19 protein-coding genes and 2 pseudogenes are annotated in these 21407 nt (G+C 67.5%); 13 read left to right on the top strand and 8 right to left on the bottom strand.

Translation table 11 applies throughout. The features are described from left to right. Nucleotides 1–132: 132 nt before the first annotated feature. The 4 genes from G6N66_RS00355 to G6N66_RS00340 all read left to right on the top strand — a co-directional run bounded on the left by G6N66_RS00355 (nt 133) and on the right by G6N66_RS00340 (nt 3916). Nucleotides 133–1515, top strand: a complete 1383-nt coding sequence (locus G6N66_RS00355) for an MFS transporter (RefSeq protein WP_085231766.1) — start codon at nt 133–135, stop codon at nt 1513–1515. A 79-nt stretch (nt 1516–1594) separates the two neighbouring features. Next, nucleotides 1595–2740 carry a uroporphyrinogen-III synthase gene (locus tag G6N66_RS00350; protein WP_085231767.1) on the top strand — a complete coding sequence of 382 codons (1146 nt, stop codon included), beginning with the start codon at nt 1595–1597 and terminating at the stop codon, nt 2738–2740. Next, on the top strand, nt 2737–3432 hold the full coding sequence (locus G6N66_RS00345) for a sirohydrochlorin chelatase (RefSeq protein WP_085231768.1): 696 nt from the start codon (nt 2737–2739) through the stop codon (nt 3430–3432). Before G6N66_RS00350 ends, G6N66_RS00345 begins: the two co-directional genes overlap by 4 nt. 31 nt (nt 3433–3463) lie before the next feature. Then, nucleotides 3464–3916 carry a TetR/AcrR family transcriptional regulator gene (locus G6N66_RS00340; RefSeq protein WP_085231769.1) on the top strand — a complete coding sequence of 151 codons (453 nt, stop codon included), beginning with the start codon at nt 3464–3466 and terminating at the stop codon, nt 3914–3916. 2 nt (nt 3917–3918) lie between these two features. On the opposite strand, the gene nirD is transcribed toward G6N66_RS00340, so the two are convergent. Both nirD and nirB read right to left on the bottom strand, forming a co-directional pair. Beyond that, nucleotides 3919–4275 (bottom strand): nitrite reductase small subunit NirD, encoded by a 357-nt coding sequence (gene nirD / locus G6N66_RS00335; RefSeq protein ID WP_085231770.1) that lies wholly within the window; start codon nt 4273–4275, stop codon nt 3919–3921. Next, nucleotides 4272–6836, bottom strand: coding sequence for a nitrite reductase large subunit NirB (gene nirB / locus G6N66_RS00330; protein WP_085231771.1), 2565 nt, complete (start codon nt 6834–6836; stop codon nt 4272–4274). The genes nirD and nirB overlap by 4 nt, the downstream gene beginning before the upstream one ends. Nucleotides 6837–7062: 226 nt before the next feature. Between nirB and G6N66_RS00325 the strand changes: the two genes are divergently transcribed. Further along, complete coding sequence (locus G6N66_RS00325; protein ID WP_085231772.1) at nt 7063–7515, top strand: Hsp20/alpha crystallin family protein; 453 nt, start codon at nt 7063–7065, stop codon at nt 7513–7515. Between the two features lie 66 nt (nt 7516–7581). On the opposite strand, the gene G6N66_RS00320 is transcribed toward G6N66_RS00325, so the two are convergent. After that, nucleotides 7582–8112 (bottom strand): DUF302 domain-containing protein, encoded by a 531-nt coding sequence (locus G6N66_RS00320; protein ID WP_085231773.1) that lies wholly within the window; start codon nt 8110–8112, stop codon nt 7582–7584. Between the two features lie 111 nt (nt 8113–8223). Here G6N66_RS00320 and G6N66_RS00315 point away from each other — a divergent pair, with 111 nt between their 5' ends. The 5 genes from G6N66_RS00315 to G6N66_RS00295 all read left to right on the top strand — a co-directional run bounded on the left by G6N66_RS00315 (nt 8224) and on the right by G6N66_RS00295 (nt 12731). Next, nucleotides 8224–8730 (top strand): winged helix-turn-helix transcriptional regulator, encoded by a 507-nt coding sequence (locus tag G6N66_RS00315; protein ID WP_085231774.1) that lies wholly within the window; start codon nt 8224–8226, stop codon nt 8728–8730. A 47-nt stretch (nt 8731–8777) separates the two neighbouring features. Continuing rightward, entirely contained in the window at nt 8778–9077 is a 300-nt protein-coding gene (locus G6N66_RS00310) for a hypothetical protein (RefSeq protein WP_085231775.1), read from the top strand. Between the two features lie 89 nt (nt 9078–9166). After that, the gene (locus tag G6N66_RS00305) at nt 9167–9997 is read left to right on the top strand and encodes a hypothetical protein (RefSeq protein WP_085231776.1); all 831 of its coding nucleotides are present in this window, start codon (nt 9167–9169) and stop codon (nt 9995–9997) included. 59 nt (nt 9998–10056) lie between these two features. Then, nucleotides 10057–11985: a fumarate reductase/succinate dehydrogenase flavoprotein subunit gene (locus tag G6N66_RS00300; protein ID WP_085231777.1), complete on the top strand. Its 1929-nt coding sequence runs from the start codon at nt 10057–10059 to the stop codon at nt 11983–11985. After that, complete coding sequence (locus G6N66_RS00295; RefSeq protein WP_085231778.1) at nt 11985–12731, top strand: succinate dehydrogenase/fumarate reductase iron-sulfur subunit; 747 nt, start codon at nt 11985–11987, stop codon at nt 12729–12731. The genes G6N66_RS00300 and G6N66_RS00295 overlap by 1 nt, the downstream gene beginning before the upstream one ends. Here G6N66_RS00295 and G6N66_RS00285 read toward each other — a convergent pair. Together G6N66_RS00285 and G6N66_RS30545 are read right to left on the bottom strand one after the other, a co-directional pair. Then, nucleotides 12728–14052 (bottom strand): annotated as a pseudogene (locus tag G6N66_RS00285) (PE family protein); the annotation flags it as partial. The gene G6N66_RS00295 and the pseudogene G6N66_RS00285 overlap by 4 nt on opposite strands. 54 nt (nt 14053–14106) lie before the next feature. Next, nucleotides 14107–14328: pseudogene (locus G6N66_RS30545) on the bottom strand (PE family protein); the annotation flags it as partial. A 271-nt stretch (nt 14329–14599) separates the two neighbouring features. On the opposite strand from G6N66_RS30545, the gene G6N66_RS28755 reads away from it, so the two are divergent. After that, on the top strand, nt 14600–14755 hold the full coding sequence (locus G6N66_RS28755; RefSeq protein ID WP_169721533.1) for a hypothetical protein: 156 nt from the start codon (nt 14600–14602) through the stop codon (nt 14753–14755). Here the strand turns inward: G6N66_RS28755 and G6N66_RS00280 are convergent. Continuing rightward, nucleotides 14752–15240 carry a flavin reductase family protein gene (locus G6N66_RS00280; protein WP_085235183.1) on the bottom strand — a complete coding sequence of 163 codons (489 nt, stop codon included), beginning with the start codon at nt 15238–15240 and terminating at the stop codon, nt 14752–14754. The two genes, G6N66_RS28755 and G6N66_RS00280, sit on opposite strands and share 4 nt — an antisense overlap. Next, nucleotides 15237–16271, bottom strand: a complete 1035-nt coding sequence (locus G6N66_RS00275; RefSeq protein WP_085235184.1) for an isopenicillin N synthase family dioxygenase — start codon at nt 16269–16271, stop codon at nt 15237–15239. Before G6N66_RS00275 ends, G6N66_RS00280 begins: the two co-directional genes overlap by 4 nt. A 200-nt stretch (nt 16272–16471) precedes the next feature. Here G6N66_RS00275 and G6N66_RS00270 point away from each other — a divergent pair, with 200 nt between their 5' ends. Beyond that, nucleotides 16472–18307, top strand: a complete 1836-nt coding sequence (locus tag G6N66_RS00270; RefSeq protein WP_085235185.1) for an acyl-CoA dehydrogenase — start codon at nt 16472–16474, stop codon at nt 18305–18307. Nucleotides 18308–18588: 281 nt separating this feature from the next. On the opposite strand, the gene G6N66_RS00265 is transcribed toward G6N66_RS00270, so the two are convergent. Further along, the gene (locus G6N66_RS00265; RefSeq protein WP_085235186.1) at nt 18589–19899 is read right to left on the bottom strand and encodes an acetyl-CoA C-acetyltransferase; all 1311 of its coding nucleotides are present in this window, start codon (nt 19897–19899) and stop codon (nt 18589–18591) included. Nucleotides 19900–20039: 140 nt separating this feature from the next. Between G6N66_RS00265 and G6N66_RS00260 the strand changes: the two genes are divergently transcribed. Then, nucleotides 20040–21404: a 3-oxoacyl-ACP reductase gene (locus tag G6N66_RS00260; RefSeq protein ID WP_085235193.1), complete on the top strand. Its 1365-nt coding sequence runs from the start codon at nt 20040–20042 to the stop codon at nt 21402–21404. The last annotated feature ends 3 nt before the right edge of the window (nt 21405–21407 follow it).

Raw genomic sequence — 21407 nt, 5'->3', positions numbered from 1 at the left:
ACTCGCAGCGGATAACGGCCACATTGAGTTGACGGCCGTTCGAGATTGATGTGAGCATCGAAACAGACGGCAGCGCAGGCGTCTTCCATATTTTGGGTATCGACGGGACCGTTGACGAGAGGTCAATACCGCGTGGGCCGCAACCATCACATCACGGACTGGAATCCCGAAGACACCGCCGCGTGGGAAGGCGGCAACAACACCATCGCGCGCCGCAATCTGCTCTGCACAGTGGCGGGTGATCACGTGGCCTTCTCGATCTGGAGCCTGTGGTCGGTCATGGCGCTGTTCATGCCCGCGTCGGTGTACGGCTTCTCCGCCGGCGACAAGCTGCTGCTGGGCGCCGTCGCCACCCTGGTCGGTGGCTGTGTCCGCATCCCCTACACCCTGGGCATCGCCGCGTTCGGCGGCCGGAACTGGACGACGTTCTCCGCGTTCGTGCTGCTGATTCCGACCGTCGGGACCATGGTGCTGCTGGCCAACCCCGGCCTGCCGTTGTGGCCGTATGTGGTGTGCGCCGCGCTCACCGGGCTGGGCGGTGGCAACTACGCCGCATCGCTGGCCAACGTCAACGCCTTCTACCCGCAACGCCTCAAGGGTGCGGCGCTGGCCATCAACGCCGGCGTCGGCAACCTCGGGGTCGCGGTGGTCCAGTTGGTCGGACTGCTGGTGCTGGCAACCCACCCGTTCGGGGGCCATCAGCCCGCGTACTGGGTCTGCGCGATCTACCTGGTGCTGCTGGCGGTGGTCGGCATCGTGGCGGCGATGTTCATGGACAACCTCGACTCCAACGTTGCCGGCATCGAGGTCGACCACCTGCGGGCGGTGCTGTTCGAGCGCGACACCTATGCCATCTCGCTGCTCTACATCTGCACATTCGGCTCCTGGATCGGGTTCGCCTTCGCGTTCGGACAGGTGTTGCAGGTCAACTTTCTGACCAACGGCGAAACGGCCGGGCACGCGGCTCTGCACGCCGCGCAGATCGCCTTCCTTGGACCGCTGTTAGGGTCGCTGGCCCGGATCTGCGGCGGGAGGCTGGCCGATCGCCTCGGCGGCGGCCGCGTCACCCTGGGCGTCCTCGGCGGCATGATCCTGGCCGCCGGGCTGCTCGTCGGGATCAACACCCTCACCGTCCAAGTGGTCGGCTTTATCGCCCTGTTCATCCTGTCCGGAATGGGCAATGGCTCGGTGTTCAAACTGATTCCGTCGGTGTTCGACGCGCGCAGTCACTCGCTGGACGTCACCGAGGCTGAGCGCCGCCGGTGGTCGCGCGCGATGTCGGGAGCGCTGATCGGCTTCTGCTCGGCGGTCGGCGCGCTCGGCGGTGTCGGCATCAATTTGGCGCTGCGCGAGTCCTACCTCAGCAGCGGCACGGAAACCTCCGCGTATTGGATGTTCTTGGGTTCCTACCTCGTCGCGGCGATCCTGACGTGGACGATGTATGTCCGCAAGCGGATTTCGTCGCCGGCCGGACCGCCGGCGACGAAATCCGAATCCGAGCTCACACCGGTGTGAGCAGCGCCTCAGTGGTGGGCAATGCGTCAGCAATTGCAGGGTAACGCGGCGGAAATCTGCCAGGCATAGACAGGTGTATATGACCCAGCCAGAATCTGCACCACTGACCGGGTACCGGATCGCAGTGACCTCGGCGCGCCGCGCCGAGGAGCTCTGCGCCCTGCTGAGCCGCCAAGGCGCCGAGGTCTGCAACGCCCCGGCGATCAACATGATCGCGCTGCCCGACGACGACGAGCTGCACGACAACACCGCGGCGTTAATCGCCGAGCCGCCCGATGTTTTGGTAGCGCACACCGGTATCGGCTTTCGCGGCTGGTTGGCCGCGGCCGAGGGGTGGGGGCTGGCCAATCAGTTGATCGACGCGTTGTCGTCGGCCCGCATCCTGGCCCGCGGACCCAAGGCCACCGGTGCGCTGCGCGCCGCCGGCCTGCGCGAGGAATGGTCACCGCAATCCGAATCCTCACACGACGTGCTGAAGTATCTCCTCGATTCGGGTGTCTCGGGCAAGCGTGTGGCCATCCAGCTGCACGGCGCGGCCGACGCCTGGGACCCATTCCCGGAATTCGTCGCCGGATTGCGTTCCGCTGGCGCCGAAGTCGTGCCGATCCGGGTGTACCGGTGGAAGTCGACGGCGTTGGGCGGCGAGTTCGACCAGCTGGTCACCGGGATCGCCCGACGACAGTTCGACGCGGTCAGCTTCACCTCGGCACCCGCGGCCGCCGCGGTGTTGGAACGCAGCCGCGACTTGGGTATCGAGGACCAGCTGCTGGAAGCGCTGCGCACCGATGTGCACGCGATGTGCGTGGGTCCGGTGACGTCCCAGCCGTTGAAGCGGAAGGGTGTCCCGACGTCGTCGCCCGAGCGAATGCGGTTGGGCGCCTTGGCCCGTCATATCACCGAGCAACTGCCGCTGCTGGGATCGTGCACCGTGCTGGCCGCCGGCCACGTGGTCGACATCCGCGGGACCTGCGTACTGGTCGACGGCTCGATGAAGTTGGTGTCGCCGTCGGGCATGGCGATACTGCGTGCGCTGGCGCAACGTCCCGGCGACGTGGTGTCGCGCCACGACCTGCTGCGCGTGCTGCCGGGCAACAGCAACGACCCGCACGCCGTCGACACGGCCGTGCTGCGACTGCGAACTGCGTTGGACGACAAGAACATTGTGGCGACCGTGGTCAAGCGCGGCTACCGCCTCGCGGTTGGCATCCCGGCGGGTGTCGGATGACTCTGCTGCTGGTTGCGCACGGCACCCGCAGACCGGGCGGTGTCGAGATGATCGGCGACCTCGCGGCCCGGGTGAGCACGCTGGTCGGGCACCGGGTGCAGGTGGCCTTCGTCGACGTACTGGGACCGACGCCCAGCGAGGTGCTGTCCAGCTCTGACGAGCCGGCGATCGTGGTGCCCGCGTTTTTGTCCCGCGGCTACCACGTGCGCGCCGACCTGCCCGCCCACGTCGCCGCCAGCGGTCACCCCGACGTCGTCGTCACCCCGGCCCTGGGGCCCAGCGTGGACGTCGTGCGAATTGTGGCCGAGCAGCTGGTGAATTGCGGCCTGCGTCGCGGTGATTCGGTCATCCTGGCGGCCGCGGGCACGTCGGACCCGCGAGCGCACGCCGACTTGCGCACCAGCGCGGCGCTGCTGTCCACGCTGCTCGGGTCCCCCGTGGCCCTCGGATTCGTGGCCACCGGCCAGCCGCGGCTGCACGAATCCGTGCGCCGGGCCCGGGCCAGACGCGGCAGGCGCCGCGTCGCGGTCGCCTCCTACCTGCTCGCCGACGGCCTGTTTCAGGAACGCCTACGCACCTGCGGCGCCGACGTCGTCAGCGCGGCCCTGGGCACCCACCCCGGCCTGGCGCGGCTCATTGCGGCCCGATTCCAAACCGCGCTCGCGGGGCGCGCCGTCGCGGCGAGCGCTTGATCTTTGACCAGCTAGGGGTAATCCTGGCACCATGGCCCGTCGCGAAGAGCCATCTCGGGGGATTCTCGACCCGGTAGCGAAGATGCTGCGGTTGCCGTTTGGCACACCGGAGTTCATCGACCGCATCTTCACCGGAAGCGTCAACACCATTGGCCGCCGCACGCTGCACTTGCTGATCACCACCTGGGACGCGGCCGGCGGCGGCCCGTTTGCCGCCAGCGCGATCGCGTCGACCGGCGTGGCGAAGACCGCCGAGATCGTGCAGTCCATGTTCGTCGGGCCGATCTTCAACCCGCTGCTGAAGATGCTGGGCGCGGACAAGATCGCCGTGCGGGCGTCGTTGTGCGCGTCTCAGCTCGTGGGATTGGGCATCCTGCGCTACGGAATACGCTCTGAGCCAATCCATTCGATGACGGTGGACCAGCTCGTCGACGCCATTGGCCCGACGATGCAGCGCTACCTCGTCGGCGATATCGGCCAGTAAGGCTAGCCCACCAGCCGCGCGATCTGGATCTCGCCGTCGGGCGTGAGGCGGACCTGGTAGACCGGCACCGACACGCGCGGGTCGTCAAGGCAGCAGCCGTCTTCCAACGCGAAGGCCTGCTTCAGGATCGGCGACTGCACGGTCGCGCGACCCCCGCGGTCGCCGACGATGCCGCGAGACAGCACCGCGGCGCCGGAGAACGGGTCGACGTTGCCCAGCGCGTGCAGCGACCCGTCGTCAAGTCGGAACAACGCCGCCTGGCTGCCATCGTCGAGCAGCACCCCCACCCCGCGACCGGGAATCAGATGGTCGTAGGCGCAGGCGGTGGTCCACACCTGAATGTCGTTGACTAGTGTCACAATTCCTCCCTAATCCGCGGCATGCCAATTGGCACAGGCACTTTGCGTCCGGCGCGCTCGGTAAACGACACCGTCGAGTCGACGGCGTCCGGGGCGTTGACGAAGGAGACGAACCGCGACAGCTTGTCCGGATCCTCCAGCACGCCCTTCCATTCGCAGGCGTAGTTCTGCACGTGCCGCTCCATGGCGGCCTCGAATTCGGCGGCCAGGCCCAGCGAGTCGTCGCACACGACCTCACGCACGTGATCGAGCCCGCCGTCCAGCGAGTCGACCCACGGCGCCGTGCGCTGCAGCCGGTCGGCCGTGCGGATGTAGTACATCAAGAACCGGTCGATGTAGGCGACCAGTGTCTTGGTGTCGAGGTCGGCGGCGAGCAGTTGAGCATGTTTGGGAGTCATGCCGCCGTTGCCGCCGACGTAGAGGTTCCAGCCCTTCTCGGTGGCGATGACGCCGACGTCCTTGCTGCGCGCCTCGGCGCATTCCCGCGCGCACCCCGACACACCCAGCTTGATCTTGTGCGGCGCGCGCAGGCCGCGGTAGCGCAGTTCCAGGTCGATGGCCAGCTGCACCGAATCCTGCTGGCCATAGCGGCACCAGTCGCTGCCCACACAGCTCTTCACCGTGCGCAACGCCTTGCCGTAGGCGTGGCCGGATTCCATGCCGCCGTCGACCAGTCGCTTCCAGATCTGCGGCAGCTGATCCACCCGGGCACCGAACATGTCGATCCGCTGCCCGCCGGTGATTTTGGTGTACAGCCCGAAGTCCTGCGCGATCTGCCCGATCAGAATCAGATGCTCGGGCTTGATGTCGCCACCGGGAACCCGGGGCACCACCGAATAGCTGCCGTTTTTCTGAATGTTGGCCAGGAAGTGGTCGTTGGAGTCCTGCAGCGCCGCCTGCTCGCCGTCCAGGATGTGCTCGGAGCCGGTGGAGGCCAGGATCGATGCGACCACGGGTTTGCAGATGTCGCAACCCTTTCCGCGGCCGAAACGCTCCAGCAGCCCGGAGAACGTGCGGATCTCGGTGGCGGAGATGATTTCGAACAGCTCCGCGCGCGACTGGCTGAAGTGCTCGCACAGCGCCTTGGACTGTTCCACCCCCTCGGCTTCCAGTAGTTGCTTGAGCAGCGGCACGCACGAACCACATGACGTGCCGGCCGCCGTGCACGCCTTGAGCGCGGGAACGTCGCCGCAACCTTCGGCGATCGCGCACTTGAGGTCGCCCTTGGTGACGTTGTTGCACGAGCAGATCTGCGCCGCGTCCGGCAGCGCACCGACGCCCAAAGCCGAAGTGCCGCCGCCGGATTGGGCCGGCGCGATCAACGCCAGTGGGTCTCCCGGCAGCTCGCTGCCGACCATCGGCCGCAGCACACCGTAGGACGACGCGTCGCCCACCAGCACCCCACCCAGCAGGGTCTTGGCGTCGTCGGAGAGCACCAGCTTGGCGTACGTCCGGTTCACCGCGTCGTTGATGACGACCTCGAGGCAATTCTCGGCCATGCCCATCGCGTCGCCGAAGCTGGCCACGTCGACACCGAGCAGCTTGAGCTTCGTCGACAGGTCCGCCTCGGGGAACTCGGCGGTCCCGTCCAGCAGCCGGTCGGCCACCACCTCGGCGGAGGTGTAACCGGGCCCGACCAGGCCGTAACACCGCCCCTCGATGGCCGCCACCTCGCCGACGGCGTAGATGTCGGGATCGCTTGTCCGGCAGGACAAATCGGTCAGCACGCCGCCGCGCTCGCCGAGGGTCAACCCCGCGGCCCTGGCCAGTTCGTCGCGTGGCCGGATGCCGGCGGCGAAGATCACCACGCCGGCGTCGATGACTTCCCCGTTGCTCAGCCGCAACCGCACGTCCGAATCACCGGAATCATCCAGGGGCTCGATCGAATCGGTACCCGTGCCGACATGCACCGCGATTCCCAGATCGGTGATCATCCGCGAGAGCAGCGCGCCCCCGCCCTCGTCGATCTGCTGGGCCATCAGGCGCGGCATCATCTCGATGACGTGAGTCGGTAATCCGAACCGGCTCAGCGCGTTAGCCGCTTCCAGCCCCAGCAGGCCACCGCCGATCACCACGCCGGCGCTGCCGGCCTGCGCCGCGCGCAGGGCGGCAGCGCGGATGTCGTCCAGGTCGTCGAGCGTGCGGTACACGTGGCACGCGGGCAGGTCGTGGCCGGGCACCGGCGGGACGAACGCGTAGGAGCCGGTGGCCAAGACCAGCGCGTCGTAGCCGTGTCGCTGGCCGTCCGCGGTGAGCACTGACTTTGTGGCGCGGTCGATTTCGGCGACACGAGTGTTCAGCAGCAGGCGCACCCGTTCGTCGCCGGCGTAGTCATTGCCGGGCAGCGCCAGCAGCGCGCGGTCCCAGCTTTCGGTGTACGACGTCAGCCCGACGCGGTCGTAGGCGGCGTCGGCTTCCTCGGCCAGCACGGTGATCCGCAGCGATCCGGCGGTGTCGCGGGCGCGCAGCGCCTCGACCAGCCGGTGGCCCACCATCCCGTGTCCGACCACGATGATGTGACGGGCCGCACGGTGCGCACGCGGAAGTTCGGCTGAAGCCATGCGATGAGGTTATGGGCGGCAAATTACGCGACAAATCACCAAGTGTGACGCACCTATCACGTCTTGCTCACACCTGAAGATCCGCTGTGTGAGACGCGTTCGCTGTGGGCGAACGTGCTGGTGGAACTTAAGCGTGAGTGACTCAAGTTAGTAGTGATAGCCGGCCGGCAAGGCGCCGGCCACAGCAAACTCACAACAGAGTTTCAAGGAAGCAATAGGAGAAGCCATGAGCAAGGTTGCATTGTGGTCGCGCCCGGCTTGGGACACCGACCGCTGGTTGCGCGACTTTTTCGGTCCCGCCGCCGCAGCGGACTGGAACACGCCGGCGACCAGCGGTTTCCGTCCGGCCGCGGAGATCGTCAGGGACGGTGACGACGCGGTGGTCCGCGTGGAACTGCCCGGCGTCGATGTCGAGAAGGACGTCAACGTCGAGGTCGACTTCCAAAACGGCGTAAGCCGCCTGGTGATCCATGGCGAACACCGTGACGAGCATCACGAGGAAAGCCAGGGCCGCACCCTCCGGGAGATCCGCTACGGATCGTTCCGTCGGTCGTTCCAGCTGCCCGCCCACGTCACCGGCGACGCCATCACGGCCTCGTACGACGCCGGCGTGCTGACCGTACGGGTGGCCGGCGTGTACGCCGGAACCCAGGCGCAGAAGATCGCCATCACCAAGTAGGTCCGCGAGCAGACGCAAAGCCCCCGGCGCGCACCGCGTGTCGGGGGCTTTTGCGTCTGCTCGCCGTCAAAGAACGAACGCCGGGGCGGCGTCAACCCCGATGAGCCGCAACAGGTTTACCACTTTGCGGTCCAGGCCCTCGCCCACCGCGGTGACCTCCGGGATGCCGAGGCTGCCGAATGCGGCGCTGGGCTGGTCCATCGAGAAGACCGCAGTTCCGTCGGCGTCGGCGTGGATCAACAGTCGCAAGGGCGCATACAGCAACGCCTTGGGGTCATGGCGGAACATGGTCTCGGCGATGGTGTGGTTGCCGAGCAGGTATTCCACCGCCTTGGTGGTGTGGCCGGCGAACCCCAGCAGCGGCGCCGCGTCGATCTTGGCGTAGACCATCAGACCGTTGGGCGCGTTGATCGCCACGGCCGCCAGCACGTCGTCCCAACTGCCACCGCGCTCGACGATCGCCTGCACGGTGGCCGGGTCGAACGGCGGTGCCGCCTTTTCGAAAGCCGTGATGAAGCCGTCGAATTCGAGACCGGTGCGGATGTCGATCCGATTCATGGTGTGGGCCACCACGCGGTGGTCGGCGATGGTTGTCATGGCATTCCTTTTTAAGCCGAAGATGCGTGCCCCGGCGTGGTTCGGTGAACGAACTTACGACATTCGACTATACGGTTCATTCACCGAACCAACAAGGGGTAACATCCAACCGTGGCCCTGCCCCGCGAGTACCCCGCCGAAAACTGCCCCATCGCGCGGTCGTTGGAGATCGTCGGCGAACGCTGGACTTTGCTGATCGTGCGCGACGCCTTCTACGGAGTGCGGCGATTCAGCGACTTTCACGGTCATCTGGGCATCCCCAAGGCGGTGCTGGCCGAACGCCTTGCGTTCCTTGTGGAACAGGAAGTGCTGGCAAAGGACGACGGCGAGTATCGACTGACCGGCAAGGGCAGGCAGCTGTGGCCGCTGGTCTGGTCGATGATCAGCTGGGGCAACGAGAACTACGTGGACAAGCCCGGCAGGCGCAGCTATCGGCACGCGGAGTGCGGCGGCGCGGTCCGAGAAGATCGCAGCTGTCAGCGGTGCGGGCAGGTTCCCGACGTCTCCGATCTCGTCACCCACCCGCCGCGGCGTCCGCGCGATCCCGGCCGGGACGATCCCGTCAGCCGCGCGCTACGCCGGCCGCATCGGATGCTGGAGCCGCTCCGAAGTGGCTAGTATCGAAAACGTACTGTGATCCATGCCACCGTCGGAGGAGTTTCACGTTGTCAGCCCCCGCCACCGAACTGACCGAACTGCATGACCTCGTCGGCAGCCTGCGGCGGTGTGTGGCCGCGCTGAAGGCGCGCTACGGCGAGAGCGCGGCAATGCGGCGCATCGTCATCGACGCCGATCGGATCCTGTCCGACGTCGAATTGCTCGATACCGACGTTTCCGAATTGGATTTGGATCGCGCCACCGTGCAGCAGCATGGCGAGAAAATCGCCATTCCCGACGTCGACTACGACCGCGATTTCTGGCGTGATGTCGACGACGAGGGTGTCGGAGGTCACAACCGGCACTAAAGGCCTCGGATAAAGCGTGCCCCCTGTCAAAGAGGGGGTGCTCTCTGTGTACCCTTCGACCTGACAGCCCGTTCGAAGAGGAACACTAGATGAGCGCACCCACTGCGAGTCGTGCTGACTCCGGCGTCTTTTCACCTACCCGCGCACGGATACCGCAAAGGACCCTACGCACCGACCGGTGGTGGTTGTCGCCGTTGCGGGTCGACCTCGGTTTCGCCGCTTTCCTTATCTATGCGACGGCGCGCGGGCTGCAGAAGGCCTACTTCTACGTCCCGCAATACCACTACCTCACGCCGTTCTACTCGCCGTGCATGAGCAAGTCCTGCGGTGCGGCCAGCGAATTCTGGCCGCAGATCCTGCCCGACTGGTGGTTCGTGCCGTATGCGGCGTTGACGCTGCCGTTCCTGCTGCTGTTCCGGCTCACCTGCTACTACTACCGCGGCGCCTACTACCGCACGGTGTGGCAGTCACCCACCGCCTGCGGCGTGGCCGAACCCCGCGCGCACTACACCGGCGAGACCAGGCTCCCGCTGATCATCCAGAACACGCACCGGTACTTCTTCTATATCGCCGTCATCATCTCGGTGATCAACAGCTACGACGCGATCATCGCGTTCCACTCCGAAACCGGGCCGGGTGGATTCGGCTTCGGACTGGGCAACCTGATCCTGCTCGGCAACGTCATCATGTTATGGATCTACACGCTGTCCTGCCACTCGTGCCGCCACGTGACCGGCGGCCGGCTCAAGCACTTCTCCAAACACCCTGTGCGGTACTGGATCTGGACCCAGGTCAGCCGACTGAACACGCGGCACAAGCTGTATGCGTGGGTCACGCTGGGCACGCTGATGATCACCGACGCCTACGTCGCGCTCGTTGCCAGCGGCACCATCCCTGACCTGAGATTCGTTGGCCACTAGGCTAATTCGGGGCCAATCGGGCGAAATCAGACTTACTAGATTAGCTGAGCGAGGTAGTAATGACTGAGGTCGAACGGCACTCCTACGACGTGGTCGTGATCGGTGCCGGCGGCGCGGGATTGCGTGCGGTCATCGAGGCACGCGAACGTGGCCTCAAGGTCGCGGTGGTCTCCAAATCGCTGTTCGGCAAAGCCCACACGGTGATGGCCGAGGGCGGCTGTGCCGCATCGATGGGCAACACCAACCCGAAAGACAACTGGCAAACCCACTTCGGCGACACCATGCGCGGAGGCAAGTTCCTCAACAACTGGCGGATGGCCGAGCTGCACGCCAAGGAGGCCCCGGACCGGGTCTGGGAGCTGGAGACCTACGGCGCGCTCTTCGACCGCCTCAAGGACGGCAAGATCAGCCAGCGCAACTTCGGCGGACACACCTACCCGCGGCTGGCGCACGTCGGCGACCGCACCGGCCTGGAGCTGATCCGCACCATGCAGCAAAAGATCGTCTCGCTGCAGCAGGAGGACTTCGCCGAGCTGGGCGACTACGAGGCGCGGATCAAGGTGTTCGCCGAATGCACGATCACCGAGCTGCTCAAGGAGCAGGGCGCGATCGCCGGGGCCTTCGGCTACTGGCGCCAGAGCGGCCGGTTCATCGTGTTCGAGGCCCCCGCGGTGGTGCTGGCCACCGGCGGAATCGGCAAGTCGTTCAAGGTGACCTCGAATTCCTGGGAGTACACCGGCGACGGGCACGCGTTGGCGCTGCGGGCCGGCGCGACGCTGATCAACATGGAATTCGTCCAGTTCCACCCGACGGGCATGGTGTGGCCGCCGAGCGTGAAGGGGATCCTGGTCACCGAGGGCGTCCGCGGCGACGGCGGCGTGCTGAAGAACTCCGACAACAAGCGCTTCATGTTCGACTACATCCCGCCGGTGTTCAAAGGGCAATACGCCGAGACCGAGCAGGAGGCCGACCAGTGGCTCAAGGACAACGACTCGGCCCGCCGCACCCCGGACCTGCTGCCCCGCGATGAGGTGGCACGCGCGATCAACTCCGAGGTCAAGGCGGGCCGCGGCAGCCCGCACGGCGGGGTCTTCCTCGACATCGCGTCGCGATTGACCCCCGAGGAGATCAAGCGGCGGCTGCCGTCGATGCACCACCAGTTCATGGAGCTGGCCGGGGTCGACATCACCAAGGAACCGATGGAAGTCGGCCCCACCTGCCACTACGTCATGGGCGGTGTCGAGGTCGACGCCGACACCGGCGCGGCCACCGTGCCCGGGTTGTTCGCGGCCGGCGAATGCTCCGGCGGCATGCACGGCTCCAACCGGCTGGGCGGCAACTCGCTGTCGGACCTGTTGGTGTTCGGCCGGCGGGCCGGCCTGGGCGCCGCGGACTACGTGCGCGCGTTGGGCAGCCGGCCGGCCGTCTCCGACGACGCCGTCGACGCGGCGGCCAAGATGGCGCTCAAGCCGTTCGAAGGCCCGACCGACGGTTCGGCACCGGAGAATCCGTACACCCTGCACAGCGACCTGCAGCAGTCGATGAACGACCTGGTCGGCATCATCCGCAAAGAGGACGAGATCGTCGAGGCGTTGACCAAGTTGGACGCGCTCTGGAAGCGCTACCAGAACGTGCAGGTCGACGGAAACCGCGAATATAACCCGGGCTGGAACCTGGCCATCGACCTGCGCAACATGCTGCTGGTCAGCGAGTGCGTGGCCAAGGCCGCGCTGGAGCGCACCGAGAGCCGCGGCGGCCACACCCGCGACGACCATCCGAGCATGGACGCCAATTGGCGCAACACGTTGCTGGTATGCCGTGTCGGGTACGGCGACACCAGCGATTCGCGAATCATCGTCACGCGCCAGCCGCAGATACCGATGCGCGCCGACTTGCTGGAGCTGTTCGAAATCTCCGAGCTGGAAAAGTACTACACCGAAGAAGAGCTGGCCGCGCATCCAGGACGGACCCCAGGGACGGAGAGCTAATGGGCTACAACGCACGCCTGCGAGTGTGGCGCGGCGACGACAGCGCCGGTGCGCTTGAGGACTTCACCGTCGAGGTCAACGAGGGCGAGGTGGTGCTCGACGTCATCCATCGGCTGCAGGCGACCCAGACACCCGACCTGGCGGTGCGGTGGAACTGCAAGGCGGGCAAGTGCGGATCCTGCTCGGCGGAGATCAACGGCATGCCCAAGCTGATGTGCATGACCCGGATGTCGACGTTCGCCGAGGACGAGGTGGTGACGGTGACTCCGCTGCGGACCTTCCCGGTGATCCGCGACCTGGTCACCGATGTCTCGTTCAACTACGAAAAGGCCCGGGAAATCCCGTCTTTCGCGCCGCCCAAGGACCTGCAGCCCGGGGAATACCGGATGGCGCAGGCCGACGTGGCGCGCTCGCAGGAGTTCCGCAAGTGCATCGAGTGTTTCCTGTGCCAGAACGTCTGTCACGTGGTCCGCGACCACGAGGAGAACAAGAAGGCGTTCGCCGGACCGCGGTTCTTGATGCGGGTCGCCGAACTGGAAATGCACCCGCTGGACACGCTCGACCGCCGCGACCAGGCCCAGGAACAGCACGGGCTGGGCTACTGCAACATCACCAAATGCTGCACCGAGGTCTGCCCGGAGCACATCAAGATCACCGACAACGCGCTGATCCCGATGAAAGAGCGGGTCGCCGACCGCAAATACGATCCCGTGGTGTGGTTGGGCAACAAGCTTTTCCGGCGCTAAGACCCGGGTAAGCCCAACAGCAGTCCACCGGCGCCGCCGGTACCGGGAAGGCCCTTGGCCTTGCTGGCGCTCACCCCGGGGTTGCCGCCGTTACCGCCGTTGCCGATCAGCACGGCGTCCCCGCCGTCCCCGCCATTGCCGGGGGGCGCGGCGAGCGCGAAGCCGCCCCCGCCCGCACCGCCGTTGCCGCCGTCGCCGATCAACGCGGCCCGGCCCCCGGCACCGCCGCGGCCGCCGCCGGCGATGCCGCCCCCTGCGCCACCGGTGCCGCCGGCGCCGCCGGAGCCGAACAGTCCGCGGCCGTCGCCGCCGGCCCCGCCCGCCCCGCCGGCAACGACGGCGTTGCCGCCCGAGCCACCGATGCCGCCGTGGCCGATCAGCAAGCCGGAGTTGCCGCCGGCCCCGCCCACCCCACCGGCGTTGACGGCGTCGCCGCCCGAGCCACCGATGCCGCCGCGGCCGATCAGCAAGCCGGAGTTGCCGCCGGCCCCGCCCGCTCCGCCGGTGGTGCCGCCGGTACCGCCGGAGCCGCCGGCGCCGCCGACGCCGAACAACCCGACCGCGTTGCCGCCGACCCCGCCGGCCCCGCCGCCGGTCCCGCCATGGCCGCCGGCGCCGCCGACGCCGCCGTCGCCGGACAGACCGACCACACTGCCGCCGGCGCCACCCGCCCCGCCGCCGGTTTGGCCCTGGCCGCCGGCGCCACCGTGGCCGCCTGCGCCGTACAACAGGCCACTCGTCCGCCGGCCCCGCCGGCGCCGCCAGTGGTGCCGTTGCCGGCGCCGCCGACGCCGCCGGCACCGCCATCGCCGAACAGCAGCCCGGCGTGGCCGCCCGCCCCGCCGGCACCACCGGCACTGCTGAAGCCGAGTCCGCCGGCGCCACCGGCGCCGCCGGCGCCCGCGAGCAGCCCGCCAGCCCCGCCGGTCCCGCCGTGCCCGCCGCTCCCCGCACTCGATCCGCCGACGCCGCCGGCCCCGCCAGGACCGAGCAGGCCGGCCGCCCCGGCCGCCCCACCGGTCCCGCCGGTCCCGCCGCTGTTAGGGGTGGTCCCGCCGGCCCCGCCGGTGCCGGGTTGGCCCCACAGCAGCCCGGCCGCCCCGCCCCTACCGCCCGCCCCACCGTTGGTGCCGCCCGAGACCCCGGAACCGCCGTCTCCGCCGTTGCCGAACAGCCACCCACCATCCCCGCCGTTCTGCCCCGTGCCCGCCGCACCATTGGCGCCGTTGCCGATCAGCGGGCGCCCCGTGAGCGCCAGGAAGGGCGAATTGATCGCGCCCAGCACGCCCTGCTCGATGCTCTGCAGGGGCGAGGCGTTGGCGGCCTCGGCGGCCGCATAGGCGCCCGCGCCCGCGGCCACCGACCGCGCGAACTGGTCGTGAAACGCGACGGCCAGGGCACCCTGGTGCTGATAGGCCCGGGCGTCGGCGCTAAACAATGCGGCGATGGCGGCCGACACCTCGTCGGCACCGGCGGCCGCTATTGCGGTGGTCGGTGGCCCCGCAGCAATATTTGCGACGTCGATCGATGACCCGATCCCGGCCAAATCCAAGGCCGCTTCCGCCAATTCGTCGGGAATGGTGAGCAAATACGACATCCGAGACCTCCAACCCGTCCGGCCGCCGAATCCGGTCGCCCCGCAGACAGATCTCAGCAAATTATCGCCCCGCTCAGCGGCGGTGACAATGCCGGAATTGGCAAATAATCCCCCTGCGCCCTGGACTGCCTTCCCACGGACTGATGAGCCGAAAAGCGCTGCGGTGAAACACAATTGGTGGCATACCGGGGTCGGTCGTGCCGCGGCGACGCGTTAACCTCGGCGGAGCGGGTGGGCGTTAGGCCGCGATCGCACCGGGTACCCGTAGCTGATGCGAGAGACCACCAGCATCAACGAGATACGAACCGCGATCAAAGAGTTGTCCGTGCGCGCCGAACTCGCGCACAAAGAGGGCCGCGAGGCTGACGCCACGGAGATCGAGCAGCGCATCCAGGGCTATCGGGACGAACTCGGTCACCGCCCCTAGACGCCGAGCCGACGAAATTCGCTGCGGTGGAACACAATGGGGGCTATCGCGGCGTCCACGGTGACCTCGGTGACCCGCAGCACCACGATGGCGTGATCGCCGGCCGGGATGACTTGCTCGATCGCGCTCTCCAACCACAGGCCGGTGCCCTTGATGAAGACCGCGCCGCTCTCGCGCGACACCGTCTCCAGACCGGCGAAGCGGTCTCCGGTCTTGGCGGCCAGGGTGCGCGCGGCCACGTCGTGGGCCTCGCCCAGCACACTGATGCCCAGCTTTGGCAGGTCTTTGAGCTTGGGCCACGTCGTCGAGGTGTTCTGCACACAGATCGACACCAGCGGCGGTTCCAAAGAAACGGGCACGAAGGTGCTGACCGCCAGGCCTTCCCGCTGGCCGTTGACCTCGGCGGCAATGGCCACCACCCCCGTCGGGAAGTGGCCAAAGGCCTCGCGCAGTGACGTCGGCGTGAGGTTGCTGTTCGGGTTCACCGGACTTCGTTTCCCCTTCCGGGAAAGGAATTCTCGCCGTCGAGCCTACCGACCGCATACCCGTGCGCCGCAGCGACATCGGGGTGGGCGCGCAATCGACTCTTCCAGGCGTTTCGACCGTAGACAGAGTAGATGGGATCCGACGGATCCGGGTGCGATTCCGCGCGCGCGCCCAGCTCCTCCGGTAACGACAACATCGGTACCTGCGCGTCCAGCCGCGGGTTGAAGAAGTACGCGATCGAGATGCGCTCGGCCCCCTCCAGGTGCACCCGGTGCTCGGTGGCCCGCAGGTAGCCACGCGTCGCAACTTCGAGCAGCTCCCCGATGTTGACCACGAACGCCCCGTCCACCCCGGGCACGTCTATCCATTGCGTGGAGCCACGACGCCGCACCTGCAGACCCCGGGCGCCGGGCTCGGCCAGCAATAACGTCAGCACCCCGGAATCCTTGTGCGGGCCCACACCTTGCGCGGTGGCCGCGCGGGCGGGGTAGCGAATCATTTTGATCAGCGTGGCGGGTGCGCCGGCGAACGCGGATTCGAAGACGTCGGGTGGGCTGCCCAGCGACGCCGCCCAGTGCCCCAGCAGGGTGCGGGCCACCCCGGACAGCGCGGCGTCCCACTCGTCGATGATTCCGGGCAACTCGGGCAGCGCGGCCGGCCACTGGTTGGGGCCCTGCAGCCAGAGGTAGTCGGGTTTGCCGGGCCCGCCGATCGGCGAGCGCTGCGGCCCGATGTCGATCTGTTCGCGCCAGTCCACCTCGCCGCGGGTCAGCTCCCCGCCCAGCCGGGTGTAGCCGCGAAAATGCGGGCTGCGCACCATGGCGATGGCGTCCTTGTCGGCCTCGGGCAGCGCGAAGAGCGCGCGCGCCGCCTTAAGCACCCCGGCGGTCAGCGCCGCGGGTATCTGATGGCCCTTCAAATAGAAGAAACCGACCTCGTGGGCGGCCTCCCGCAGACGGCGCCGCAACACGCCCGGGGCTTCCCCCAGGTCCACTACCGGTAGTGCCGTGACGTTGCCCACACTCGCCATTCAACCACCGTCGTCGCAGGTGGGAGCCATCGCAGGCGTTCCCGACGGTCCTGGCCAACCGGTTGGTTACTTAGGCAATGAAATTTAGCTCACAATTGGTTGCAATCAAGTTACTGATGGGTATAGTTAGCGCTGTTACTGGTGGGTAACTTAGACCTAGTACCCAACCACAAGTGGCATTCTCGACGAGGAGGAATGTAGTGAGCCACTACAAAAGCAACGTCCGCGACCAGGTATTCAACCTGTTTGAGGTGCTGGGCGTTGACAAAGCATTAGGTCAAGGCGAATACGCCGATCTGGACGTCGACACCGCCGGCGAAATGCTGGCGGAGATGAGCCGACTGGCCGAAGGACCGATTGCCGAGTCGTATGTGGACGGGGACCGCAACCCGCCGGTGTTCGATCCGAAGACGCACTCGGTGACGCTGCCCGAGTCGTTCAAGAAGTCGATGCAGGCATTCATCGACGGCGGTTGGGACAAGGTCGGCATCGACGAAGTCCTCGGCGGGATGCCGATGCCCAAGGCACTGGTGTGGGCGCTGCAGGAGCACACCCTGGGGGCCAACCCCGCGGTGTGGATGTACGCCGGCGGCGGAGGCTTCGCCAACATCGTCTACCACCTCGGTACTGAGCAGCAGAAGAAGTGGGCCGTGCTGTGCGCCGAGCGCGGTTGGGGCGCGACCATGGTGCTCACCGAGCCGGACGCCGGCTCGGACGTCGGCGCCGGCCGCACCAAGGCGATTCAGCAGGAGGACGGCTCCTGGCACATCGAGGGTGTCAAGCGGTTCATCACTTCCGGCGACTCGGGCGACCTGTTCGAGAACATCCTGCACCTGGTGCTGGCCCGCCCCGAGGGCGCCGGTCCCGGCACCAAAGGTCTTTCGTTGTTCATGGTGCCCAAGTTCCTGTTCGACCCGGAGACCGGCGAGCCCGGCGAGCGCAACGGCGCCTTCGTGACCAACGTCGAGCACAAGATGGGCCTGAAGGTCTCGGCCACCTGTGAGCTGTCCTTCGGCCAGCACGGCGTGCCCGCCAAAGGCTGGCTGGTCGGCGAGGTGCACGACGGCATCGCGCAGATGTTCGAGGTCATCGAGATGGCCCGGATGATGGTGGGCACCAAGGCGATCGCCACGCTGTCGACCGGCTACCTGAACGCCCTGGACTACGCCAAGTCCCGGGTGCAGGGCGCCGACCTGACCCAGATGACCGACAAGACCGCACCCCGGGTGACCATCACGCATCACCCCGACGTGCGCCGGTCGCTGATGACCCAGAAGGCCTACGCCGAGGGTCTGCGCGCGCTCTACCTCTACACCGCGACGTTCCAGGACGCGGCGGTCGCCGAGGCGGTGCACGGCGTGGACGCCGACCTGGCCGTCAGGATCAACGACCTGATGCTGCCCGTGGTCAAGGGCGTGGGCTCCGAGCAGGCCTACGCCAAGCTCACCGAGAGCCTGCAAACCTTCGGCGGGTCCGGCTTCCTGCAGGACTACCCGATCGAGCAGTACATCCGGGACGCCAAGATCGACTCGCTCTACGAGGGCACCACCGCCATCCAGGCGCAGGACTTCTTCTTCCGCAAGATCGTCCGCGACAAGGGACAGGCGCTGGCCTACGTGTCGGGCGAGATCCAGAAGTTCGTCGACAGCGAGTCCGGCAACGGCCGGCTCAAGACCGAACGCGAGCAGCTCGCCAAGGCGCTGGCCGACGTTCAGGCGATGGCCGCGACGATGACCGGCTACCTGATGGACGCGCAGCAGAACGTCACCAGCCTGTACAAGGTCGGCCTGGGTTCGGTGCGCTTCCTGATGAGCGTCGGTGACCTGGTCATCGGCTGGCTGTTGCAGCAGCAGGCCGCGGTGGCCGTGGCCGCCCTCGATGCGGGTGCCACCGGCGATGACCGGTCCTTCTACGAGGGCAAGGTCGCGGTGGCGTCGTTCTTCGCCAAGAACTTCCTGCCGATGCTGTCCAGCACCCGCGAGGTGATCGAGACGCTGGACAACGACGTCATGGAACTCGACGAGGCCGCTTTCTAAGACAGGACAGAACAAGGACCCCCGCCTTCCCCTCCGAGGCGGGGGTCCTTGCGTCTGTGTGCTGCGGCAGAGCAACTCGGGGCAGAAAAAGACCGCCGCTGGATCCCCTCACTCCAGCGGCGGCCCTTTTCGCACGCCCGTCGGCACTGACCGGCGCTCGCTCGCAGGGATGCCCCGTATTGCCGTCGGGGTCGGGGGTCAGACCACAACACGGGGCTATCCGGAACTCACATACCCACTTGCCCCGGCCACAAACCCGGCCCGCGAAAAAATCTGGACCGTCAGGTTTCCAGAATGGCGGCCACGCCCTGCCCGCCGGCCGCGCAAATCGAGATCAGCGCGCGGGCCGGCTTGTTCGTTTCGGCCTTCTTTTCGGCGAGCTGCTTGGCGGTCTGCGCGAGAATCCGCCCGCCGGTGGCCGCGAAGGGGTGGCCCGCGGCCAACGACGAACCGTTGACGTTGAGCTTGGACCGATCGATCGGGCCCAGCGCGGCGTCCAGGCCGAGCCGCCCCTTGCAGTACTCGTCGGACTCCCAGGCCTGCAGGTGGGTGAGCACCACCGAGGCGAAGGCCTCGTGGATCTCATAGAAGTCGAAATCCTGCAGGCTCAAGCCATTTCGGGCCAACAGCCGCGGCACCCCGTAGGTGGGGGCCATGAGCAGGCCGTCGTTCCCGTTGACGTAGTCCACCGCCGCGGTTTCGGCATCGACGAAGTAGGCCAGCGGGGTCAGGCCGTGCTCGGACGCCCACTGCTCGGTGGACAGCAACGCGACCGAGGCCCCGTCGGTCAGCGGAGTCGAGTTGCCCGCCGTCATCGTCGCGTCGCCGGCCTTGACCCCGAACACGGGTCGCAGCCCGGCCAGCTTCTCGACGCTGGCGTCGGGCCGCAGGTTGTCGTCGCGGTACAGCCCCAGAAACGGGGTGACCAGGTCGTCGAAGAAGCCGCGGTCGTAGGCGGCGGCCATGTTGCGGTGGCTGGCGACGGCCAGTTCGTCCTGATCGACGCGCCTGATGCCCATCTCCTTGGCGGTGATGGCGGCGTGCTCGCCCATCGACAGGCCGGTGCGCGGCTCGCTGTTGGCCGGGATCGCGATGCCGAGGTTGGCGGGCAGCGTGCCGACCAGCTTCAGCCGTTCCAGATTGGACTTGGATCGGCGCAGTTTGAGCAGGTTACGGCGCAGGTCGTCGCCCAGCCCGATCGGCGCGTCCGAGGTGGTGTCGACGCCACCGGCGGCCGCCACCTCGTAGCGCCCGGCGGCGATGCCGTCGGCGGCGGCGATCGCGGCCTGCAGGCCGGTGCCGCAGGCCTGCTGCAAATCAAAGGCCGGCGTGTAGGGGGACAGCTGCGATCCGAGCACGCATTCGCGCATCAGGTTGAAGTCGCGGCTGTGCTTGAGCACCGCTCCGCCGATGACCGCGCCCAGTTGCTCGCCGGCCAGCCCGAACCGGTCGATCAGCCCGCCCAGCGCCGCGGTGAACATGTCCTGGTTGGACGCGTCGGCGTAGGCGCGGTCTGATCGCGCGAAGGGGATGCGATTTCCGCCCAGGACGGCGACGCGTCGCTTCTCGGTTGTGTCGTTTGTCGGCGTCACTTGATTCCTCCGCTTTTATCGGTTTGGGGACCAGCCGTCAGGGCCATACTACTCACTGTTCTTACTCCCGAGTAAGTTCGTTTCGGTCCGCTCAAGATACGGTTGGCTCTGTACGGCATACCCACATGGAAGGCAGTTCAGTGGCTCCCAAAGGCTCGTCCGACCTGTTCTCACAGGTCGTCAACTCCGGCCCCGGTTCGTTTGTGGCCAAGCAACTCGGACTTCCGCAACCCGAGCCCCTGCGCCGATACCGACCGGGTGACCCGCCGCTGGCGGGATCGCTGTTGATCGGCGGACAGGGTCGGGTGGTCGAGCCGTTGCGGGCGATGCTCGACAGGGACTACGACGTGGTGGGCAACAACCTGGGCGGCCGGTGGGCCGACTCGTTCGGCGGGTTGGTCTTCGACGCGACGGGAATCGCGACGCCGGCCGGGCTGAAGGACCTGCACGAGTTCTTCACCCCGGTGCTGCGCAACCTTGGCCACTGCGCGCGCGTGGTGGTCGTCGGCACCACCCCCGATGCGGCCGCCAGCACCGACGAGCGGATCGCGCAGCGCGCGCTCGAGGGGTTCACCCGCTCGCTGGGCAAGGAACTGCGCCACGGCGCCACGGTGGCGCTGGTCTATCTGGCCCCGGACGCCAAGCCCGCGGCGACGGGCCTGGAGTCGACCCTGCGGTTCATCCTGTCGGCCAAGTCGGCCTACGTCGACGGCCAGGTGTTCTATGTCGGGGCGGCCGACTCCACTCCCCCGGCCGACTGGGACCGGCCTTTGGACGGCAAGGTCGCCATCGTGACCGGCGCGGCCCGCGGCATCGGCGCGACGATCGCCGAGGTGTTCGCCCGCGACGGCGCCCGGGTGCTCGCGATCGACGTGGAATCGGCCGCCGAGTCGCTGGCCGAGACCGCCAGCCGTGTCGGGGGCACCGCGCTGTGGCTCGACGTCACCGCCGACGATGCCGTCGATAAGATCACCGAGCACCTGCGCGACCACTACGCCGGGCGCGCCGACATCCTGGTCAACAACGCGGGTATCACCCGCGACAAGCTGTTGGCCAACATGGACGACGCCCGCTGGGACGCCGTGTTGGCGGTCAATCTGCTTGCGCCGCTTCGGCTTACCGAGGAGCTGGTCGGAAACGGCAGCATCGGCGAGGGCGGCCGGGTGATCGGGCTGTCGTCGATGGCCGGCATCGCGGGCAACCGCGGGCAGACCAACTACGCGACCACCAAGGCCGGGATGATCGGCCTCACGCAGGCGCTGGCACCGCAGCTGGCCGAAAAGGGCGTCACGATCAACGCGGTCGCACCGGGTTTCATCGAGACCCAGATGACCGCGGCCATCCCGCTGGCCACCCGCGAGGTGGGCCGTCGGCTCAACTCGCTGCTGCAGGGTGGCCAGCCCGTCGACGTCGCCGAGACCATCGCGTACTTCGCCAGTCCCGCGTCAAATGCCGTGACCGGTAACGTGATTCGGGTCTGCGGCCAGGCGATGCTGGGGGCATAGCAC

The organism is Mycobacterium conspicuum (assembly GCF_010730195.1).
Taxonomy (GTDB): Bacteria; Actinomycetota; Actinomycetes; order Mycobacteriales; family Mycobacteriaceae; genus Mycobacterium; species Mycobacterium conspicuum.
This window is presented reverse-complemented; position numbering and strand designations above follow the sequence as displayed.